The organism is Rhizobium sophoriradicis, assembly GCF_025200795.1.
GTDB classification, from domain to species: domain Bacteria; phylum Pseudomonadota; class Alphaproteobacteria; order Rhizobiales; family Rhizobiaceae; genus Rhizobium; species Rhizobium sophoriradicis.
Map to the genome: position 1 here is coordinate 316,698 of NZ_CP104156.1, position 17,006 is coordinate 333,703.

Annotated in this window: 14 protein-coding genes and 4 pseudogenes; 9 read left to right on the top strand and 9 right to left on the bottom strand. The window is 56.3% G+C overall.

Annotated elements, in window-relative coordinates; genetic code table 11:
• Positions 1–74 precede the first annotated feature (74 nt).
• Positions 75–749 (bottom strand): MreC domain-containing protein, encoded by a 675-nt coding sequence (locus tag N2597_RS32275; protein ID WP_029875595.1) that lies wholly within the window; start codon positions 747–749, stop codon positions 75–77.
• A 175-nt stretch (positions 750–924) separates the two neighbouring features.
• Between N2597_RS32275 and N2597_RS32280 the strand changes: the two genes are divergently transcribed.
• The gene (locus N2597_RS32280) at positions 925–1,341 is read left to right on the top strand and encodes a hypothetical protein (RefSeq protein WP_011053452.1); all 417 of its coding nucleotides are present in this window, start codon (positions 925–927) and stop codon (positions 1,339–1,341) included.
• Positions 1,342–2,101: 760 nt separating this feature from the next.
• Positions 2,102–2,317, top strand: a pseudogene (locus N2597_RS32285) (carbamoyltransferase N-terminal domain-containing protein); the annotation flags it as partial.
• Between the two features lie 125 nt (positions 2,318–2,442).
• Here N2597_RS32285 and istB (N2597_RS32290) read toward each other — a convergent pair.
• Both istB (N2597_RS32290) and istA read right to left on the bottom strand, forming a co-directional pair.
• Positions 2,443–3,180 carry an IS21-like element ISRel16 family helper ATPase IstB gene (gene istB / locus N2597_RS32290; RefSeq protein WP_007539334.1) on the bottom strand — a complete coding sequence of 246 codons (738 nt, stop codon included), beginning with the start codon at positions 3,178–3,180 and terminating at the stop codon, positions 2,443–2,445.
• Positions 3,181–3,191: 11 nt separating this feature from the next.
• Entirely contained in the window at positions 3,192–4,718 is a 1,527-nt protein-coding gene (gene istA, locus N2597_RS32295) for an IS21-like element ISRel16 family transposase (RefSeq protein WP_011427313.1), read from the bottom strand.
• Between the two features lie 164 nt (positions 4,719–4,882).
• Here istA and N2597_RS32300 point away from each other — a divergent pair, with 164 nt between their 5' ends.
• The 6 genes and pseudogenes from N2597_RS32300 to nodD1 all read left to right on the top strand — a co-directional run bounded on the left by N2597_RS32300 (position 4,883) and on the right by nodD1 (position 10,494).
• Positions 4,883–6,763: a carbamoyltransferase C-terminal domain-containing protein gene (locus tag N2597_RS32300; protein WP_210282102.1), complete on the top strand. Its 1,881-nt coding sequence runs from the start codon at positions 4,883–4,885 to the stop codon at positions 6,761–6,763.
• A 194-nt stretch (positions 6,764–6,957) separates the two neighbouring features.
• Entirely contained in the window at positions 6,958–7,614 is a 657-nt protein-coding gene (locus N2597_RS32305) for an FkbM family methyltransferase (protein ID WP_012489572.1), read from the top strand.
• A gap of 75 nt (positions 7,615–7,689) precedes the next feature.
• Positions 7,690–7,984: pseudogene (locus N2597_RS32310) on the top strand (transposase); the annotation flags it as partial.
• A pseudogene (istB, locus tag N2597_RS32315) lies at positions 7,971–8,514 on the top strand (IS21-like element helper ATPase IstB); the annotation flags it as partial. The pseudogenes N2597_RS32310 and istB (N2597_RS32315), both read left to right, overlap by 14 nt.
• Before the next feature lie 542 nt (positions 8,515–9,056).
• On the top strand, positions 9,057–9,389 hold the full coding sequence (gene nolE, locus N2597_RS32320) for a nodulation protein NolE (RefSeq protein ID WP_012489573.1): 333 nt from the start codon (positions 9,057–9,059) through the stop codon (positions 9,387–9,389).
• A gap of 166 nt (positions 9,390–9,555) precedes the next feature.
• Complete coding sequence (gene nodD1 / locus N2597_RS32325) at positions 9,556–10,494, top strand: transcriptional regulator NodD1 (protein WP_029532439.1); 939 nt, start codon at positions 9,556–9,558, stop codon at positions 10,492–10,494.
• A 352-nt stretch (positions 10,495–10,846) separates the two neighbouring features.
• Here the strand turns inward: nodD1 and N2597_RS32330 are convergent, their stop codons facing one another.
• From N2597_RS32330 to nodB, 6 genes are all read right to left on the bottom strand, one after another.
• Positions 10,847–11,263, bottom strand: a complete 417-nt coding sequence (locus N2597_RS32330; protein WP_012489574.1) for a cupin domain-containing protein — start codon at positions 11,261–11,263, stop codon at positions 10,847–10,849.
• Between the two features lie 206 nt (positions 11,264–11,469).
• Positions 11,470–12,258 carry a nodulation factor ABC transporter permease subunit NodJ gene (locus tag N2597_RS32335; RefSeq protein ID WP_183736572.1) on the bottom strand — a complete coding sequence of 263 codons (789 nt, stop codon included), beginning with the start codon at positions 12,256–12,258 and terminating at the stop codon, positions 11,470–11,472.
• 3 nt (positions 12,259–12,261) lie between these two features.
• A complete protein-coding gene (gene nodI / locus N2597_RS32340) occupies positions 12,262–13,176 on the bottom strand; it encodes a nodulation factor ABC transporter ATP-binding protein NodI (protein WP_012489575.1) in 915 nt (304 codons plus the stop codon).
• Between the two features lie 361 nt (positions 13,177–13,537).
• The gene (nodS, locus tag N2597_RS32350) at positions 13,538–14,155 is read right to left on the bottom strand and encodes a nodulation methyltransferase NodS (RefSeq protein WP_012489576.1); all 618 of its coding nucleotides are present in this window, start codon (positions 14,153–14,155) and stop codon (positions 13,538–13,540) included.
• A gap of 15 nt (positions 14,156–14,170) precedes the next feature.
• On the bottom strand, positions 14,171–15,502 hold the full coding sequence (nodC, locus tag N2597_RS32355; protein WP_004679211.1) for a chitooligosaccharide synthase NodC: 1,332 nt from the start codon (positions 15,500–15,502) through the stop codon (positions 14,171–14,173).
• On the bottom strand, positions 15,502–16,161 hold the full coding sequence (gene nodB / locus N2597_RS32360; protein WP_183736573.1) for a chitooligosaccharide deacetylase NodB: 660 nt from the start codon (positions 16,159–16,161) through the stop codon (positions 15,502–15,504). The genes nodC and nodB overlap by 1 nt, the downstream gene beginning before the upstream one ends.
• Positions 16,162–16,562: 401 nt before the next feature.
• On the opposite strand from nodB, the pseudogene N2597_RS32365 reads away from it, so the two are divergent.
• A pseudogene (locus tag N2597_RS32365) lies at positions 16,563–16,932 on the top strand (nodulation protein NodZ); the annotation flags it as partial.
• Between the last annotated feature and the right edge of the window lie 74 nt (positions 16,933–17,006).

Sequence of the window (17,006 nt, forward strand, 5' to 3'; positions counted from 1 at the left end):
ACAGCATTACCGTTGCCGAATTGTTTGTCTCGATAAGAATGTAGATCCGGTCGCTTATTGACCGGCTGCTTATATCAATCGAGCTTGAGCCGTTTGCGCAGATCTTCATTTTCAGCGCGAAGTTTTCCAGCAAGAAGCTTGCGCAGCCGCTGATTTTCCTCTTCCAACTGCAAAAGGTCTGCCATTTCATCGCTCGCCGTCATCGGGGCAGCCGGCGCTGCCTGCACAGCCTTTGGAGCACGGCGCACAGGTGCGCGTTTGGCGCTCGCCGTGGCTTCGATAGCCTTTGTCTTGCGCCCTCTCCTCTTCACACCACCGTCCCCGGCCAGCGCAGCTGCCGGCTCTGCCGTAGCGTCAGCTAACGCGGTCTCGAGTGCCGCGACTTTTTTGGCGCGCGGTTTGCGCTGTTTCTTCGGCGCATTAGGCGTTTCGACAACGGTCTGTCCATCGACCTTGGTTGTCGTATTAGTCTCGTCGGCCATGCTCATCTCCTGTGTATCTGATGCAGTTGTCGACGGCCCGAGAGGCGCTGTCAACAACTGCTCGGCCTGATCTTGTTCCGGCAAAGACATTTCGCTGTCGGGTTTGCCACTCTGAGAGCTACCTGACAGAAAAGGCAATGCCTCTTCCTCTAGATCGCGCGCGACTGACTTTAGATCCACATTGCCCCAGATCGAGTTCGATCTGGCATCAAGTTTTCGCCTGCCGTTCTTGTACTCGACGGCAAAACTGCGTTGCACTTTTTTCAATATAAGAGGCCTTGGAGAATCCACGGGGTGGCTGATGTTATGCTGGAACAGCACGAATAGCGCCTACCGGACTACCAGTCTATACCCACGGTCTAGCCTGAGGCCAATTTTTTAGCGCCGCATTATTTTTTGGAGTTACCGCGGCCTCTGCCGATTTATCGTCCCGGTCCCTAAAGTGGTGAAGGAGCCGCGCACCAACCCAGGCTTCTCCTTCGTCGGCTGGCGCTTCAAAGACCAGATGCTGCGCACTTACGCCGGGGAAAATGTTGAAGCGCTTGGCCCACGTTTCGCGGCACTCGCAGCGGCGGTGCTGACCAAGACCGAACGCAGTTTCCTTGCAGCTAGCGCCGCCATTAGGCTCATTGATGTGCCGAGACGAACATGCGGCTTGGCTTTGTCGGCTGAAACAAGAGTAGCGAAGGAGTGTTGCTTTTATGACAAGACACGAGGAGTTTGTCGGTCGAATGTCACAGGCGGATCTGCCTTGCACACGGCCGCCATAGAGAGAAGGATGGGGTCGCCGCTCGCTTCACTGCTGAGTCACGCCATCGTTTTCGTGAATGCATTCCATCCAAACAATCGATTTTACTGATCGAAACGGTTGCCATTAGAAGACGCTGAAGAAGCGTTTTGTAAAAGCCGTAATTCGGAGTTCTTAAAATGGGTCCTCGGGTGCCGTGGAGACTGTGCTGGGAAAACGAGATGAGGCAGTCGGTCTGCTGCCTGGTCTCGATCGTTATCTTGCGCTCGACGTGATCGGGTAGAATCTTGGTCGTTGCTTCTCGACGTTTCAGTGGGCTCTCACGGGACGCACTTTTGCCCCGGTCGATGCCGCCTCCTATTCGTCTTCACCGCGCGCTGGTCATCTTTCTACTGCTTCCCCTTCTAGCGTTTGTTGCAGATCGGTTCTCACGCCGTGGGCGCCGTTCGACGTGATTATCAATGGCGGCCCCACCGCGTGGGAGCTGAGTTCGGTGCTGGCGCATATGCGAATGACGGAGGCCGGCGGCGGAATTCTGTGTGCTATGCCTCGGAGCCAACGCAGGCGCACTCGCCGCTGCAAGGATACGGTCTGCGACCTTTGCAGCGACCACCAAACGTCGTTGTGGCTGTCGGGCGGAAAGATGAAGGACTGGGTAATGTGGATACGTTACGCGGCGTTACTGCCGCAAATGCTTCGGTCTGGGGCTCTGTTAGCGCCGATTGTCGGCAATCTCACCGATCCGGTCACGATCTGATTTCGGCTTCGACCCGTGAGCTCTAGCTGCACTGTCAAGCGCCACCCTATGAAACTGCGAAAGCCGGTGGCCAGACCAGAGCGACCTACCTTTCGAAACGAACTGGAGAGCAACATGCTGTGTCTAGGGCTCAGTGGCGGTCTAAGCAGAGTCTACGAAAATTCGTTCGATCTACCGAACACCTTTATGCACGATGGGGCTGCGGTTCTCGTTCGCGACGGGCGAGTGATAGCGGCGGTCGAGGAGGAGCGCCTTAACCGGATCAAGCACTCCAACAAGTTACCAACGCGTTCGATTCAATATTGCCTCGCATCTGCAGGTGTTCACCTGCCGATTCCGATGAAGCCGCCCCTTTGTTCCGAGATGATTGCGCCCCGGGATTCCGGGATGATCTCGCCCCCCTGAGGCTGGGGTCCTGCTGGCAGTGATTGTTGTCAGTTCATTCGTGTAGCGAGTCAAGATTTCCGGCGCTGATTTCGCCGCAAGCTTTCCCCGGATAGGTCTATGCGATGGGCGTTGTGAACGAGGCGATCGAGGATGGCATCGGCGTAGGTTGGGTTGCCGATGATCTCATGCCAGGCTGATACCGGAAGCTGACTGGTAATGATTGTCGAGCGGCGGCCGTAGCGATCCTCGAGGATCTCCAGAAGGTCGTGGCGAGCCTGCTCGTTGAGCGGTTCCAGACCCCAGTCATCGAGGATCAAGAGCTGGACGTGCCCGAGGGTTCGCTGCAGCCTTGCATAGCGGCCATCGCCGTGAGCGAGAGCAAGATTGGCAAACAGCCGCGGCACGCGCTGATAGAGAACCGAGCGATCATCGCGGCAAGCCTTGTGCCCGAGCGCACAGGCCAACCAGCTTTTTCCGACGCCAGATGGCCCGCAGATCGCGAGGTTGTCGTGGGCATCGATCCAGTCGCCGCCGATCAGCTTCATGAACAGCGCCCGATCGAGACCGCGCTCGCTGCGGTAATCGACATCCTCAGGCACAGCATGGTGGCGCAGTTTGGCAAACCGCAGACGGGCGGCAAGCTTGCGATCGTGGCGCGAGCTCCATTCTCGTTCGAGCAGCAGCCCGAGCCATTCGGCATGGGAGAGTTGTTCGCTCTCGCCGTTGCTGATCAGTTCGTTGAACGCCTTGGCCATGCCGGTCAGGCCCATGGCATTCAATTTATCAAGGGTGGGATGTGCAAGCATATGTCGTCTCCTCAGTGGTAATAGCGGGGGCCGCGGATGTTGGAGTGATTGATCGGCTCGGGTGATGCTGTGCTTGATGACGAAGATCGGTCGAGGTGATTGTCGAGAATGGAGCGCACCGATCCATAGGTTCGAGCGCCGATTTCCAATGCTCGGCCGCAGGCCGCGTTGACCCTCTCGCGTTCGAATGCTTTGACGAGGCGGATAATGCCCAGGCAGGCTCTGTAGCCCTGTTCCGGATGCGGCCGATCAGCGAGAATACGCTCGCAGAGCAATGCAACGTCCGATCCGATTGCCGACGCCTCGCGGCTAATGCGCTCTATCGTCCAGTCGGCAAAGCGGCGATGGGATGATGGCATGTGCTCGGGAGTTGTCGTGTGCTTGCCATTGCCGCTCGAACGCCGGTGGGCGGCAATCCGCTCGCCCTTGTAGAAGATCTCGATGGTATTGGCGGTGATGCGTGCCTCGACTTGCTCACGGGCAAAACGATAGGGCACGGAGTAATAGTGCTTGTCGATATCGACATGATAATCGAGCCCAGCCCGGCGTATCTTCCATTCAGCAAAGACGTATCGTTCGACGGCAAGCGGCCGCAGGGCCGGATAGTCGATCTCTTCAAACAACTGTCGCCTTGTGCGCCCGACACGACGCAGAACACGGGTGTCGTTGAGATCGGCGAGCAATTCCATGATTGCCGCATTGACGTCGGCAAGGCTGTAGAAGACGCGGTGGCGCATTCGGCCAAGCAACCAGCGCTCGACAATGCGAACCGCTGCCTCCACTTTCGCCTTGTCCCGCGGCCGGCGTGGTCGCGTCGGAAGAACAGAGCTTCCGTAGTGAGCTGCCATCCCGGCATAGGTGCGATTGACCTGCGGATCAAAATGGCAGGCCTTGATCACGGCCACTTTGGCGTTGTCAGGGACAAGCAATGCCGGCGCGCCACCAAACGCCTCAAGCGCCAGCAGGTGGCACTCAATCCAGTCGGGAAGTGTTTCGCTCCAGCGGGCGTGTGCAAATGACAGGCTCGATGCCCCCAACACCGCAACGAACAGATGCGCCTGTCGCGTCTTTCCCGACAATCTGTCGACGACCACCGTCACTGTGTCGCCGGCATAATCGACGAACAGCTTTTCGCCAGCCGCATGATCCTGGCGCATCGTCACCGGCAGCTTCACCGCCCAAGCGCGATACAAATCACAGTAGCGGCTGTAGCGATATCCATCGGGATGAAGGCCGATATACTCGTCCCAGAGGATCTGCAGCGTCACATGCTTGCGCTTCAGCTCCCGGTGAACATGCGCCCAATCCGGCTCGACACTGCGACGGTGACCGGTCTTCGTGCCGGCAGCCTTATAGAGAGCCGCCTCCAACACCGCATCGCTGACATCGTCGCCCAAAGGCCTGGAAAGTCCGGCACGCTCCAAACGGCGCAACGTCTCGCGCACCGTCGAGGGCGCCGTACCAACGCGCACCGCAATCGACTTGTGGCCAAGGCCTTCCTCAAATCTGTATCTCAGAATCTCGCGGACACGCCGCATCTTTAGTCTCTCCGCTGGCATCGCGTTCCTTCCTCTCGAGCAACTGAAAGGAAGAACGTCTCACCAGCAGGACACCCCGACAAACAGCCCCAATGAGGGGGCGGCATCATCTCGGAACAAGGGGGCGGTTAATTCTCGGAATTGGGGGGCGGCATCATTTCGGAATGCGGGGGCGGATTGCCTCGGAATCTGCAGTTCACCTGAGCGACATCGACCGCATCGCGTATTATGCGACCGAGGCCTATTGCAACGCTGTGCTCGAGCGCGTGCGCCTCTCTCACCCAAGTACCCCAATACCGGACGCGAGACTGTTGTTGTGCGGATTACTCGGGCAAGAATTTGGTGCCGAAATTGATCCCTCACGTGTGTCGTTCGTGAGCCACCATATGTCGCACGCGGTGAGCTCGTTTTTCATGTCGGGCTTCGAGCGAAGTTTGGTCCTCTCAATTGACGGCGGTGGAGACTTTCTTTCGGGGCTTTTGGCGATTGGTTCCAGCACGGAGATTGAGCCACTCGTGACATTTCCGGAGAATGATTCTCTAGGGCTGCTATACTTGGAAACGATCCGCTACCTAGGTTATGGCGCGTTCGATGAATATAAGATCATGGGTCTGGCACCTTACGGCAATCCCGCTTCGTACCGCGAGATCTTCGAACAATTTTACGAACTCCTAGACGACGGTGGTTATCGGGTCCATCTCGACCGAGTTGGTCCTACGTTGCTCAGTAACATTCAAATACGCCAGAAAGGCATGCCGTTCACGCAGCAGCATAAAGATGTGAGTGCTTCACTGCAGGAAGCACTGGAACGGATCGTGTTCCACGTCCTACGGCATTACACCAAGGTTACGGGCATCGAACGACTGTGTTTGGCCGGAGGAGTGGCTCACAACTGCACTTTGAATGGCAAGCTGCTGTACTCGGGGATGTTTGACGACATCTTCGTGCAACCGGCTGCCCATGACGCTGGCTGCGCACTAGGCGCCGCATTGATGGCGTCTCATGATCTGGGGCATCCGGCACCTCGTGAGCGTTTGCAAAACGTCTATTGGGGACCCGACCTGGAGAGCGAAGGAAGCGTGGAGGAGGAACTTTTTGCTTGGGGCCAGCATCTCGAAATTGAACGGAGTGATGACGTGACAGGCAAAGCAGCCGATTGGATTGCGGATGGCGCCGTGATCGCCTGGGTGCAGGGGCGTTCGGAGTTCGGTCCACGGGCGCTAGGCAACCGGAGTATTCTTGCTGATCCGAGGCCGGCGTCAAACAAGGATCGAATTAATATGATGGTCAAGAAGCGGGAAGGCTACCGCCCATTTGCTCCCTCGGTATTGGAGGAGGACGCCGTGGAATTTTTTGATCTGCCAGGTACCTTGCGCAAATTTCCTTTTATGAATTTCGTAGTGTCTGTGCGCGAACCCAAGCGTAGTTCGCTAGGCGCCATCACGCACGTAGATGGTACGGCTCGTTTGCAGACAGTGTCACGCGAGACAAATCCCGCATATTGGGAGCTAATCAATGCTTTCGGGAAGCGAACCGGCGTTCCGATCTTGCTCAACACGTCGTTTAACAACAACGCCGAGCCGGTAGTGGATTCGGTTAGGGATGCCGTAACGACTTTTTTGACGACCGACCTGGATGCACTTGTCATCGGTCCATTTCTCGTCAAGAAGCGAATCTCAACGATGGAGGAGTGGAATAAACTAGCAGTTTCCTTGCCACCTTACGCAAGTCTCCATCAGGCGCGTGCATATTCCACCCTGGATCGGCAAGAGACTGTATGTGAGATCCGCACAGGCGCCTCCAGCCTGCAGGCCGTGCGTATTTCACCGGGGTTGTTTGAACAGCTAATTAGGATTGAGGGAGAAGCCCTGGTTGGCGACATTTTGGATGGAATCGCGCCTGTTTCAGGTAGTCGTGAGACTTTCCTAAATGAACTTCGGCAGATTTGGGAGCAGCGTTGCATATGCTTAAGCCCGGTACGTGGCCGCAAATCACAGGTATCCGTCCCCGCTGAGGCCTCGGTGACTAGTGGGCTTTCAGCATAGCTTGGGGTCGCTTCGTTACGCCAAACAAACTCGCGAATAACAAAGCCCGCGACCGACAATGCGCCGTGCCCACCTAATCGCACGGCGACGCGTCAACAACCATGTCGAAAGAAGGGCCAAATGGCTCGGTATTTCAGTGATATCCTGCCCGAGCTCGTTCAGCAGGGGCACTTCGAAAAGTTAAGGAGACTGTGATGGATCCGGTGTGTGAGTTAAACGTACATCGACAGATCGTTTCGCTTCTCGATAAGCCTAACCCTGTAATCTTTGACATTGGGTGCAATGACGGAAGCGATGCTCAACGCTTTCTGCGCCTTCTTCCGAGCGCCCAGCTCTATTGCTTTGAGCCAGACCCCAGAGCCGCTGCACGCTTCAAGGAGAAAATGGGTTCTGATCGGGATCGGATGAGGCTATCCGAGGTTGCGATCAGCGACCGAAACGGGATGATCGAGTTTCATCCCAGCAATGGCAATGACAGCGCTAAGGAATGGGATCTCTCGGGCTCGATACGCCGTCCCAAGAACCATCTTTCTGAGTACGAGTGGGTTCGGTTTGACCCTCCGATTTCGGTTGAGACTAGGAGGCTGGATGACTGGTGCAGCGAAGCTGGCCTAGAGAATATAGATCTCATCTGGATGGATGTGCAGGGAGCCGAGGCCGACGTTATTGCCGGTGGCAATCAGATCCTGATGAGAACGCGTTACATATATACTGAGGATAGTGATCATGAGCTTTATGAAGGCCAGCTTCCCCTGCGCGCCATTCTTGAGCTCTTACCTTCCTTCCAGATGGTAGTTGAGTATCCCCGAGGAGTGGAGGGTGACGTTTTGCTGAAAAACACAAGCCTATAGCCGGTTCCCTTTTTGGGATTCAAGAACCGCGCCGAGTTTGCCGGAGGCTTCAACTCATGAGAGATTGGAGCCGATATGAGCAAGACAACGAACAAATTCTCGCCTGAAGTCCGTGAGCGTGCCATCCGCATGGTGCTGGATCACGAAGCCGAGCACCCCGCGCGGTGGGCTGCCGCTTCATCTATCGCGGCCCAGATCGGCTGCTCGCCGGCCACGCACGCTACACGAATGGGTGAAGAAGACCGAGGTCGATAGCGGTAAGCGAGCAGGCCGGCCGAACGATGTCGCCGAGATTATGAAGGCTCTTGAGCGGGAGAGCCGCGAGCTTCGTCAGGCCAACGAGATTCTGCGCAAAGCGTCGGCGTATTTTGCCCAGGCGAAACCTGCCACCGGAAAAGACGCTCGACAGCTTTGATTTTGATGCAGTCCCTATGGTCTCCAAGGCCCAGGTCATGGCCATTGCCGCTGGCGACAGCTGGGTCGCGAAAGGTGCCAATATCCTCATGTTCGGTCCGCCGGGCGGCGGAAAGAGCCATCTCGCCGCGGCCCTCGACCTCGCGCTGATCGAGAACGGTTGCGGGTGCTGTTCACTCGCACGACCAACCTCGTCCAGAAACTGCAGGTCGTACCGCGTGAACTCCAGATCGAATCCGCCGTCGCAAAGCTCGACAAGTTCGATCTGCTTATCCTCGACGACCTGGCCTACGTCACTAGGACCAGGCCGAAACCCGCGTGCTCTTCGAACTCATCTCCCAAGATATGAGCGGCGCTCCATCATCATCACCGCCAATCAGCCCTTTGGAGAATGGAACCGAGTCTTTCCGGACCCGGCCATGACGCTTGCCGCGGTGGACCGACTTGTTCATCACGCTACGATCATTCGAAATGAACGTCGAAAGCTAATGGCGACGTTCCGTGATGGAAGCCAAACGTGGTCGACCCAGCTGGCTTGCGGCCATTACCTCTATCTCATTGCAAAACGATGACACTGAAACGTCAGGAATCCGGTCTTCTCCATACAAGGCAGCCGATCGAACAAAATGTCGTAGCCTGACGGGAGACGCAGGGGTGTCCCTCCCGCACGCGGCGCCCTTTGCTATCCCGGATGAAGGGGATGGCGGCAACGACATGCGCAAGCCCACTGAGGATAGAAGGACTGGGTGAAAAGGCGCCCCTGAAAACAGTGGGTTTGGCGACACTTGTTGGTTCGGGCAGGCAAGACGTCGTCTACATGCATCAAATGGATGACTCGCATTTAAACAATAGATTTCACCAATTTTCGCGGATGCTCCATAGACGGCCGTCTCCACTCCACCGGGTATGATCCGTTGAAAGGCTCTCAACCAATCCAACAACGCCTGTAGCCCCGAAGCACTGGCGGCGGGAATGGCATCAATCCTACCTGGTATCGCCTGGCCTTAGCCGAAGAAAGGAAACGTCTCATGAAGGTTATTGGTTACTACGTCATCGTTGCAGCGTTGCTCGCATTGACATTGCGGGCCGGGCCGTCACTTGCAGCAGATGATCGTAACCAAGATTGTGGCCCGGCGGCAAGTGACCCCCGCGCAAACCTGAATGGTGCTGACAAAGCCCATTCAGCGGAGCACACTCAAGACTTCAATTGCCAAGATACTCCTGCCGAAGAAGGTGAGTGCTACGAGTGCGTCTTACCCCCCGAAGTACATATTGAAGGCGCCGAAGTGATCGACGTCGCAGACCGAAACTTTTATCCTCGGAAAACACTGCTACTCGCCAGAATGATCAGGCACCACTGAATCGTGTCGGTTGAAGGTAGCAGTAAGACCATCAAAGCCACGGCGGCTGGAACATCGATACTTTCTCAATTTTAGGCGACCCTTTGCTTGCTGATCTCTCGTGGCGCCGCACTGCGAGACCAAGCCTTTTCACCTTTTATCTCGCCACCTCGCTATGGATGAAGACATGCGGTTCAAGGGCCTTGATCTGAATCTCCTCGTCGCACTCGACGCCTTGATGACCGAGCGTAACCTCACGGCGGCAGCGCGCAGCATCAACTTGAGCCAACCGGCCATGAGCGCGGCCGTCGGCAGGTTACGCACCTATTTCAATGACGACCTTTTTACCATGGTCGGTCGCGAACTCGTTCCAACCCCGCGTGCGGAGCGGCTCGCGCCTTCGGTCCGCGAGGCTCTGCTTCACATCCAGGTTTCGATCATATCCTGGGATCCGTTTTGCCCTGCTCAATCGGATCGCTGCTTCAGAGTCATTCTTTCCGATTACGCCGCACTCGTTTTTTTTGAAAAGGTCGTGACGCGTGTCGCCCGAGAAGCGCCCGCCGTCAGCTTCGAGTTGCTGCCGATCGCCGATAACTACGATGATTACTTGCGGCGCGGTGACGCCGATTTTCTCATCTTTCCGGAATTGCTCATGTCGCGCGCACATCCTAAGGTGGCGTTATTCGAGGAGACCCTCGTGTGCGTGGGCTGCCGCTCGAACAAGCTACTCTCGGAGCAACTTACACTCGAGAGGTATATGTCGATGGGACACGTTGTGGTGAAGTTTGGGAACGCTGCTTCCATCGAGGAATGGTGTTTGCTTGGGCACGGGCTTAAGAGACATGTCGAAGTAGTCGTGCAGGGCTTCAGCATGGTTCCGTTCATGCTTTCAGGGACCGAGCGCATAGCGACAATGCCCTTACGCCTGGTCAAGCAGCTCGAAAAGACAATACCCCTGCGGATCGCCGACCTTCCGCTACCTTTGCCCGCGTTCACACAGGCCCTCCAATGGCCCGCGCTTCACAATAGTGATCAGGCAAGCCTCTGGATGCGGGACGTGCTATGCCAGGAAGCATCCCGCATGCCTTCGCCCCATGAGGTAATGAGACGTCTCAGGATTTCCTAGCAACCTTTCGTGGTTTTGTCGTTCGGCGTGATTCATGGCGTCGGAATGAGGAGCCTCTTTGAAACGCCGCCGCTACAGTCTCACGGATGATTGATGATCCTGTCGCCGCTGGCCCAACAGCCGCGCTGACTGACGACCAAGTATGGAGGAACTGGACAGATGCTCTCCTACGCCCGCCGTTCAACCGACCAATGAAACAACCTCCTCGACAGTTTGTCGACGACTCAAGTCGAAGGTTCACGCAGCTCCAATCGACATTAGCAAGGAGCGGCAAACCAACCCCTAATATGGGACGGGTTCACCACATCCGAGCCGTGGCGCCAGATTGCCCTCCGGTAATACCTCAACGTCTTTATTTTTGCGGCAGAACATTCTCACTGCCCTTTTCCACCTGATCGATCACGAGCAGCTTTACCGGCTCGGTGCCGTTGTTCGCCCCTTTATGCCATATGCCCCAGGACTCGACGATAAAATCTCCTGCCGTGAAAATGCTTTCTTTCCCAGATTCTGTATTGGTGACCGTGATCTCCCCCGAAAGCACATAGCCATAGCGCTGATAGCGATGCTGATGAATTGGCAACGTCGCACCGGGCGCAATCTCATAAATCGAAGCGATGACCTCGACATTCTTCCGTGGAACGATGATGGGCTGACCAGCAATCGTACGATCGGTCCTTAAGATAAGCGTAGCCGCGACCGCTTTGTTTTCGAACGCGTTCGCGGGACACGCCAGAGCAAAGAGCGCCGTAGCGATTGAGATGACCTTCATTTGCTTTTCTCCTGATACAAGCCGGATTTTCCTGAAGAGTGTTTGCTTCCGAGTTCGGCCAGTTGCAGAGCGACAAACCTGCATCGTCTCACCGGCGCCGACACGGGTTCATTTGTTCCCGGACTATGATGATTATCTTCAGAGCTCTGCGGGTCTTTTCAAGATACTGCATCGCAATACCCCTCATGGCGTGGTGGCGAGTAGCGTCAAGACATCAGGCGCCGACGCAACAGCGCTGCCGACAGGAAGAACGGCAAAATCGCGTAGATGCAAAGCGCGCCTATATGCAGGCCCATGCTACCCGCGGGGCGCCCAAGCATTGCCGGGCGTATGAGGTCGATCGCATGCGCTAGAGGCAAGAACTGCGCTACCTGCTGAAAGGCCTGGGGCAGTTGCGCGATTGGAAACACCGCGCCGCACAAGAACAGCATTGGTGTCAGGACGAGCGTCTGGTAAAAAATGAAATACTCGTAACTGGGCGCAAGGGCCGTGACTACCATCGCAAGGCTCGCGAATGCAAATCCAGTGAGCATGATAACTGGCAGCACATAGACGACTGATGGCCACGTCGCATAGCCTAGCATGGTGGCGACGATTATGATTCCCGTACCGGCAAGAAATGCCTTGCTCGCTGCCCATGCCAACTCACCCAGGATGATGTCCCCAAGTGTCATTTGTGTGTAGAGCATGGCTTCCCAGGTGCGTTGGGCGTGCATTCGCGTAAAGGCCGCGTAAATCGTCTCGAACGTCGCTGAGGTCATCGCGCTTGTCGCCACCATGCCGCCCGCCAAGAACGCAACGTAGGTTGTGCCGTCAACGCGACCCACAATAATTCCGAGGCCAAGGCCGAGGCCAAAAAGGTAGATCATAGGATCGGCCAGACTTCCAACAATTGACGCAAGTGCTACTTTCTTCCATGCCAGATAGTTGCGTCGCCATATCGCAATCCAGTTAAAAGCGTTGGCGGGCAGAGCCGCGGCACAACCTTCACCCATCGTTCACTTCTCCATCTCGCGCCCGGTCAACCGCAAAAACACATCCTCAAGATTCGGCGGACGCTGGAGAATGCGCAAGCCCGCGCGCTCCCGCAACCGCACACGCACCTGCTCCGGGTCAGACACATAGCAAAAAAGGGTCTCGCCGCTAATTTCGACGCGATCGGCATATGGCCCGACCAGCGATTCCAATTCATGCGGATCGCCGCCGTAGATTTCAATGACTTCGCACCCGATCAGTTCATCGATCAGGTCATGCGGACGCCCTTCGGCAATGCTGCGACCTCTTTCGAGTACGCAGAGTCGATCGCATAGCCGTTCGGCCTCTTCCATGAAATGGGTGGTCAAGATGATCGTTTTGCCGCGCGTAAGCAGGGAACGCAGGCGCTCCCAGATCAGGTGGCGCGCGTGCGGGTCGAGACCGGTGGTCGGCTCGTCCATGACAAGTAGCTGGGGGTCATTGATCAACGCACGCGCTAGCGTCAGGCGCCGCTTCATGCCGCCTGAAAGTTCAGACACACGCGCATTCACCTTGCTCTCTAGGCGTGCAAACTCAAGGAGCGACGGCATGACCGCCTCGACTTTGCGTGTATTCATGCCGAAGTAGCGGCCGTAGACCAGCAGATTCTCGCGCACAGTGAATTCAGGCTCAAGGTTGTCGAATTGCGGCACCACGCCGATACCCTTTCGCGCCAAGCGAGCCTGGGCAGGCACCGGCACGCCGAGCACAGTAATCTTCCCCGCATCAGGGGCTGTCATGCCAAGGATCATGCGTGCGATCGTGCTCTTGCCCGCGCCGTTCGGTCCAAGCAGCCCGAAGCATTGCCCCGGGGAAACGCGGAACGATAGCGCGTTGACCACGGCCTTGTCGCCATATGTCTTGCTTACGTCGAAAAAATCTATTGCGGACATGAACATGCGCTCATCTGACCGTCGGGCGCCGTTGACTGGCATTTCTTCGGTTGGTTGTGTTCTTCCTGGTCCATCGCACCGTATGTGTTCATTGCGTCTCCATTAAAGGGCTGGCAGCAGCATCCGGGAAAACGCCTCGTCCGTGGTAATTGGCACTCGTGTTGCAGAGCAGCCGAATGTCCCGAGCTTGTTACATTCGAAGAGTAGCTCGGCGACTTCACGGAGAGAGTGCCTGGGATGGTCTGCAATTGTGCAGATTCATCGAGATGGACAACAGCCGGAATTCTGTCCTGGCATCTCATCCGCGTCTTTTTATACCACAGACGCGCATAGTGTCTCCATGTCTGAACGTCGAGGGTTGGGGCCGTTAGGAGGCAGAAATCGGATTCCGGAAACAGGCGAGTAAGCAATCTTCGTTGACCGAGCCACCCCGACACTCAAGCCGCTCTAGCTCGAGCAAAGTTTCGTTCAGCATGTCGAGGACCGTCTCAGCACCAGCAACGTGGCCCCAGCGACGACAATTGGCGTCGCGCGCCGATCCGAAAACCAGATATCCATCTGGCGCAAGCATCCGCACTAAATTCCGAACAGCCCCTCTCATCTCGGCTATTCCTCCAATATAGTAGAGCACTTCCGCCACAACGATCAAATCAAACCTCTCGTCAGGTGAAAACTGTTGAACATCAGAGACTATCCAGCTGATGTGCGGAGAATCCCTCATGCGTCGACGCGATCTTTCTATAGCGTGAGGCACAACATCGATCACGGTGAGCCGTTTGCAGTGGGGGGCTAGCTGCACCGTAAATGCGCCGGCAGCGCATCCCACTTCGAGCGCATTTGAGATGGATCCCTGGGCAAGCGCCAAGCGAAGCATTTGCGTGTGACGCTCACGCTCGAATGGATTGGCGTCGAGTCCCCATGGATCGGGTGCAGCCAGTTCCCGATTCAGCAATTGATAATTGTCGCTCTGTGTCAACTCGTTCACCTCGGTAAATAGATCTTACTCGTCGCTGCACATGCAGTCAGACGTCGTTCGCCTGGCAGAATCGCGGGCGGGGTTGAGCCTTCGAGGCGCTGTCGCATGTCCAGAACATTCTGTAGTGCGCGCATCAGTCGCCGGATGTTGATTCGAGTTGCCAGCAGAGCTGCGCGACAGCCAGTCGCTATTGCTCAGCGTGCACAGCGCGTAGGCTTTCAAGGGCAGTAGCAGAAAAATATTGATGAATGCATGCAGAGAGAACCCGAGGAACCGTCGTTGGCGGGCCCGGAGCGCGACAACGCTGCAGTGGATCATCGTCATGGCCACGATCATCAGGGATGCCAACCAAGGCACGGTGCCCGTCAATGCAAGCTGTGCGAGCCCCGTCAGCACTGATAGTGCCAGAAGCAGCGGTCCGAGGTTCTGTCCGACAACGTCGAGCGTAAGGAAGCGATGGAGGTTGGGCAGCAGGCGCAGCCCAAGCAACGTGTCCCGGTACGTGCTCCGCGCCCAGCGTAGTTGTTGGCGCAGATACGGTCCTAGCTTGTTCGGAACGACTGTCGCTGCGATGGCGCTCGGCACGTACTCCGTTCGAAAGCCTGCCTTCAGCATAAGAATGGTGAGATGCCGATCCTCACCGAAATCGCTTGGCTTTCCCCGAAAATACTGTGATTCGTACTGGTCAAGCAGCGAAGCGAGCGCAGAGCGACGGTAGATAGCACATGGACCGCAGCAGCACATAACGGCTCCGAAGCGAGCTTGTGCCGCACGCTCCTCGTTGCAAGCCAGCCAGTACTCCATATCGATCAAACGGGTCAGCCAACTATCGTTTCGGTTGCGGGCCGTCAACTGTCCCATGGCCGCGCCGACAGCCGGATCTTGCATTTTAGGCACGAGCTTCCTGATGACGTCAGATGCGAGGATCGTGTCGGAGTCGACGTTTAACACCATATCTCCAGCAGAGCGGCGTATCGCGGCGATCTGTGCCTTCCGTTTACCAACATTCTGGGGAAGCAGGAGAATATTGAATCTGGGGTCTCGTGCGAAGGCCTCGTGCACAGGTCGCAAAGCCTCGCGATTTTCGGAACCGTCATCAACTAGGTAAACCTGCAGCCTTCCCCCGTATTCCTGACCCGCAATAGAAGCCAGGCACTCCGAAAGCGTGCGGGGATCCTCGTTGAAGCTTGGCACGATGACATCTACGCTGGGCAGCTCCTCAAAGCCGGCCAAGCTCTGGGACGCCAATGAAACATCGGTCGGCAGAGAATAAACGGCCTGCACGCTTTTATAAGCAGTCGAGAGAAGTGCATAAAGCGAGACGGCGACAGTGCTGGTTGTGTCAAGCATATCCATCAGAACACCCGAGGAAGCGAGCGGAATACAAAGCCGCGATCATGCAAAGCTGGAATTATGCTAGATAACGCCATGATAGTCTGGTGGCGCAGACTGCGGTCAGTTCCTTGTTGCATTTCACTGGAGGGACAACCGTCGTGCAAGAGCACGATTGACCCCGGCCGGACAGACTGCAGCACATCATTGACAATGCCGTCGGCCCCGGGAAGAGACCAGTCTCGCGGATCTACCGACCAGTGCACGGCAGTGAGTTCCGCATTCGCCGAAACCTTGAGCACTTCTTCGGTCCAGATGCCGTAAGGAGCCCGGATGTGCCGCACCACCGCCTGAGGCGACGCCATTTTTATGGCTCTGTTTGTCTCGAGTATCTGACGTTGCACCTCGTCGGGTTCGCAGTCAGACAGGTCTGGATGCGTCATTGTGTGGTTGGCGACTTCATGTCCCTCTGCAATCATTCGCTGGATCAATTTAGATTGATCGGCCAGGAACTCGCCGATGACGAAGAATGTTGCCGGCACCCGGTGTTCAGCCAGAATATCGAGAATCTCCGGTGTACAAAATGGATGCGGACCGTCGTCGAACGTCAAATAAACGCTGTGACTACCAGTGCCGTCATCGCGCTCACCGTGCACTTCGCACGAGCAATCGAGGTGCGTCATTGCTCTCGTCCTTTCCGGTAAATTATCCTGGTGGCATTCGGAGACCGGCCACCAAAGGGTAGGATGATGACGCCGCGCGTGGACGCAGGTCGAAACGCGCGCGTGGCAGCGTGTAGCGTACGCCGTTTCCCCAAAATAGCGGTCACCAGGCCGCCTCGTCTGAATCTGTCAATACCGCGGCTCGTTGCGGACTGTACCGAGTGCGATTGGTGGTGAACCCCCGAGCTGTCGACGATTGCAAGGTGATGCAATGGGCTGATCGACCGCTTATGCAAGCATTACATTCCAAAGCCACACATTTGACCCCTCTACACCACTGGGCGCGCCATCGACGACTTGATTTCCGTCAAGATGCTCGTCTAATGGATCACGCCATTCAATTCGTAAAATCGATTGTTTGGATGATACCCATTCACAGCATAGATAAAATTCGAGCTCCACGGTTCCTGCTAACGGACCGAGCCTGTTGTCGTGACTGGCGGGGGACTTGCGTCGTCGTTCCCTGGAAGAACTTATGAGCCGATTCAAGATATTGCTGGCGTACGGGTTATTTGCGATGACCAGATCACCAGTTCTCATTTCCGGGACCGTTCTTCCCATCATGGTGGAACAAGCCCTCAATCGAGAGTGTTTACCGCCCCGATGAACAAATTTTCCGGGAACGTGAACCGAGCTTCTTTAAGCCCAGGACGATACTGATGCTAACACGGTAGTTTGTGATGCCTGTTAATGTGGCGGTGCGACCAAGCTGCCGAACGCCAGATATTTCAGATGACCTGCCACTGAATTTTCATCCGGCGGCGATTAGAGCCTCGGCGGTCTTTGAAACGCTCCCAAACGTTGGA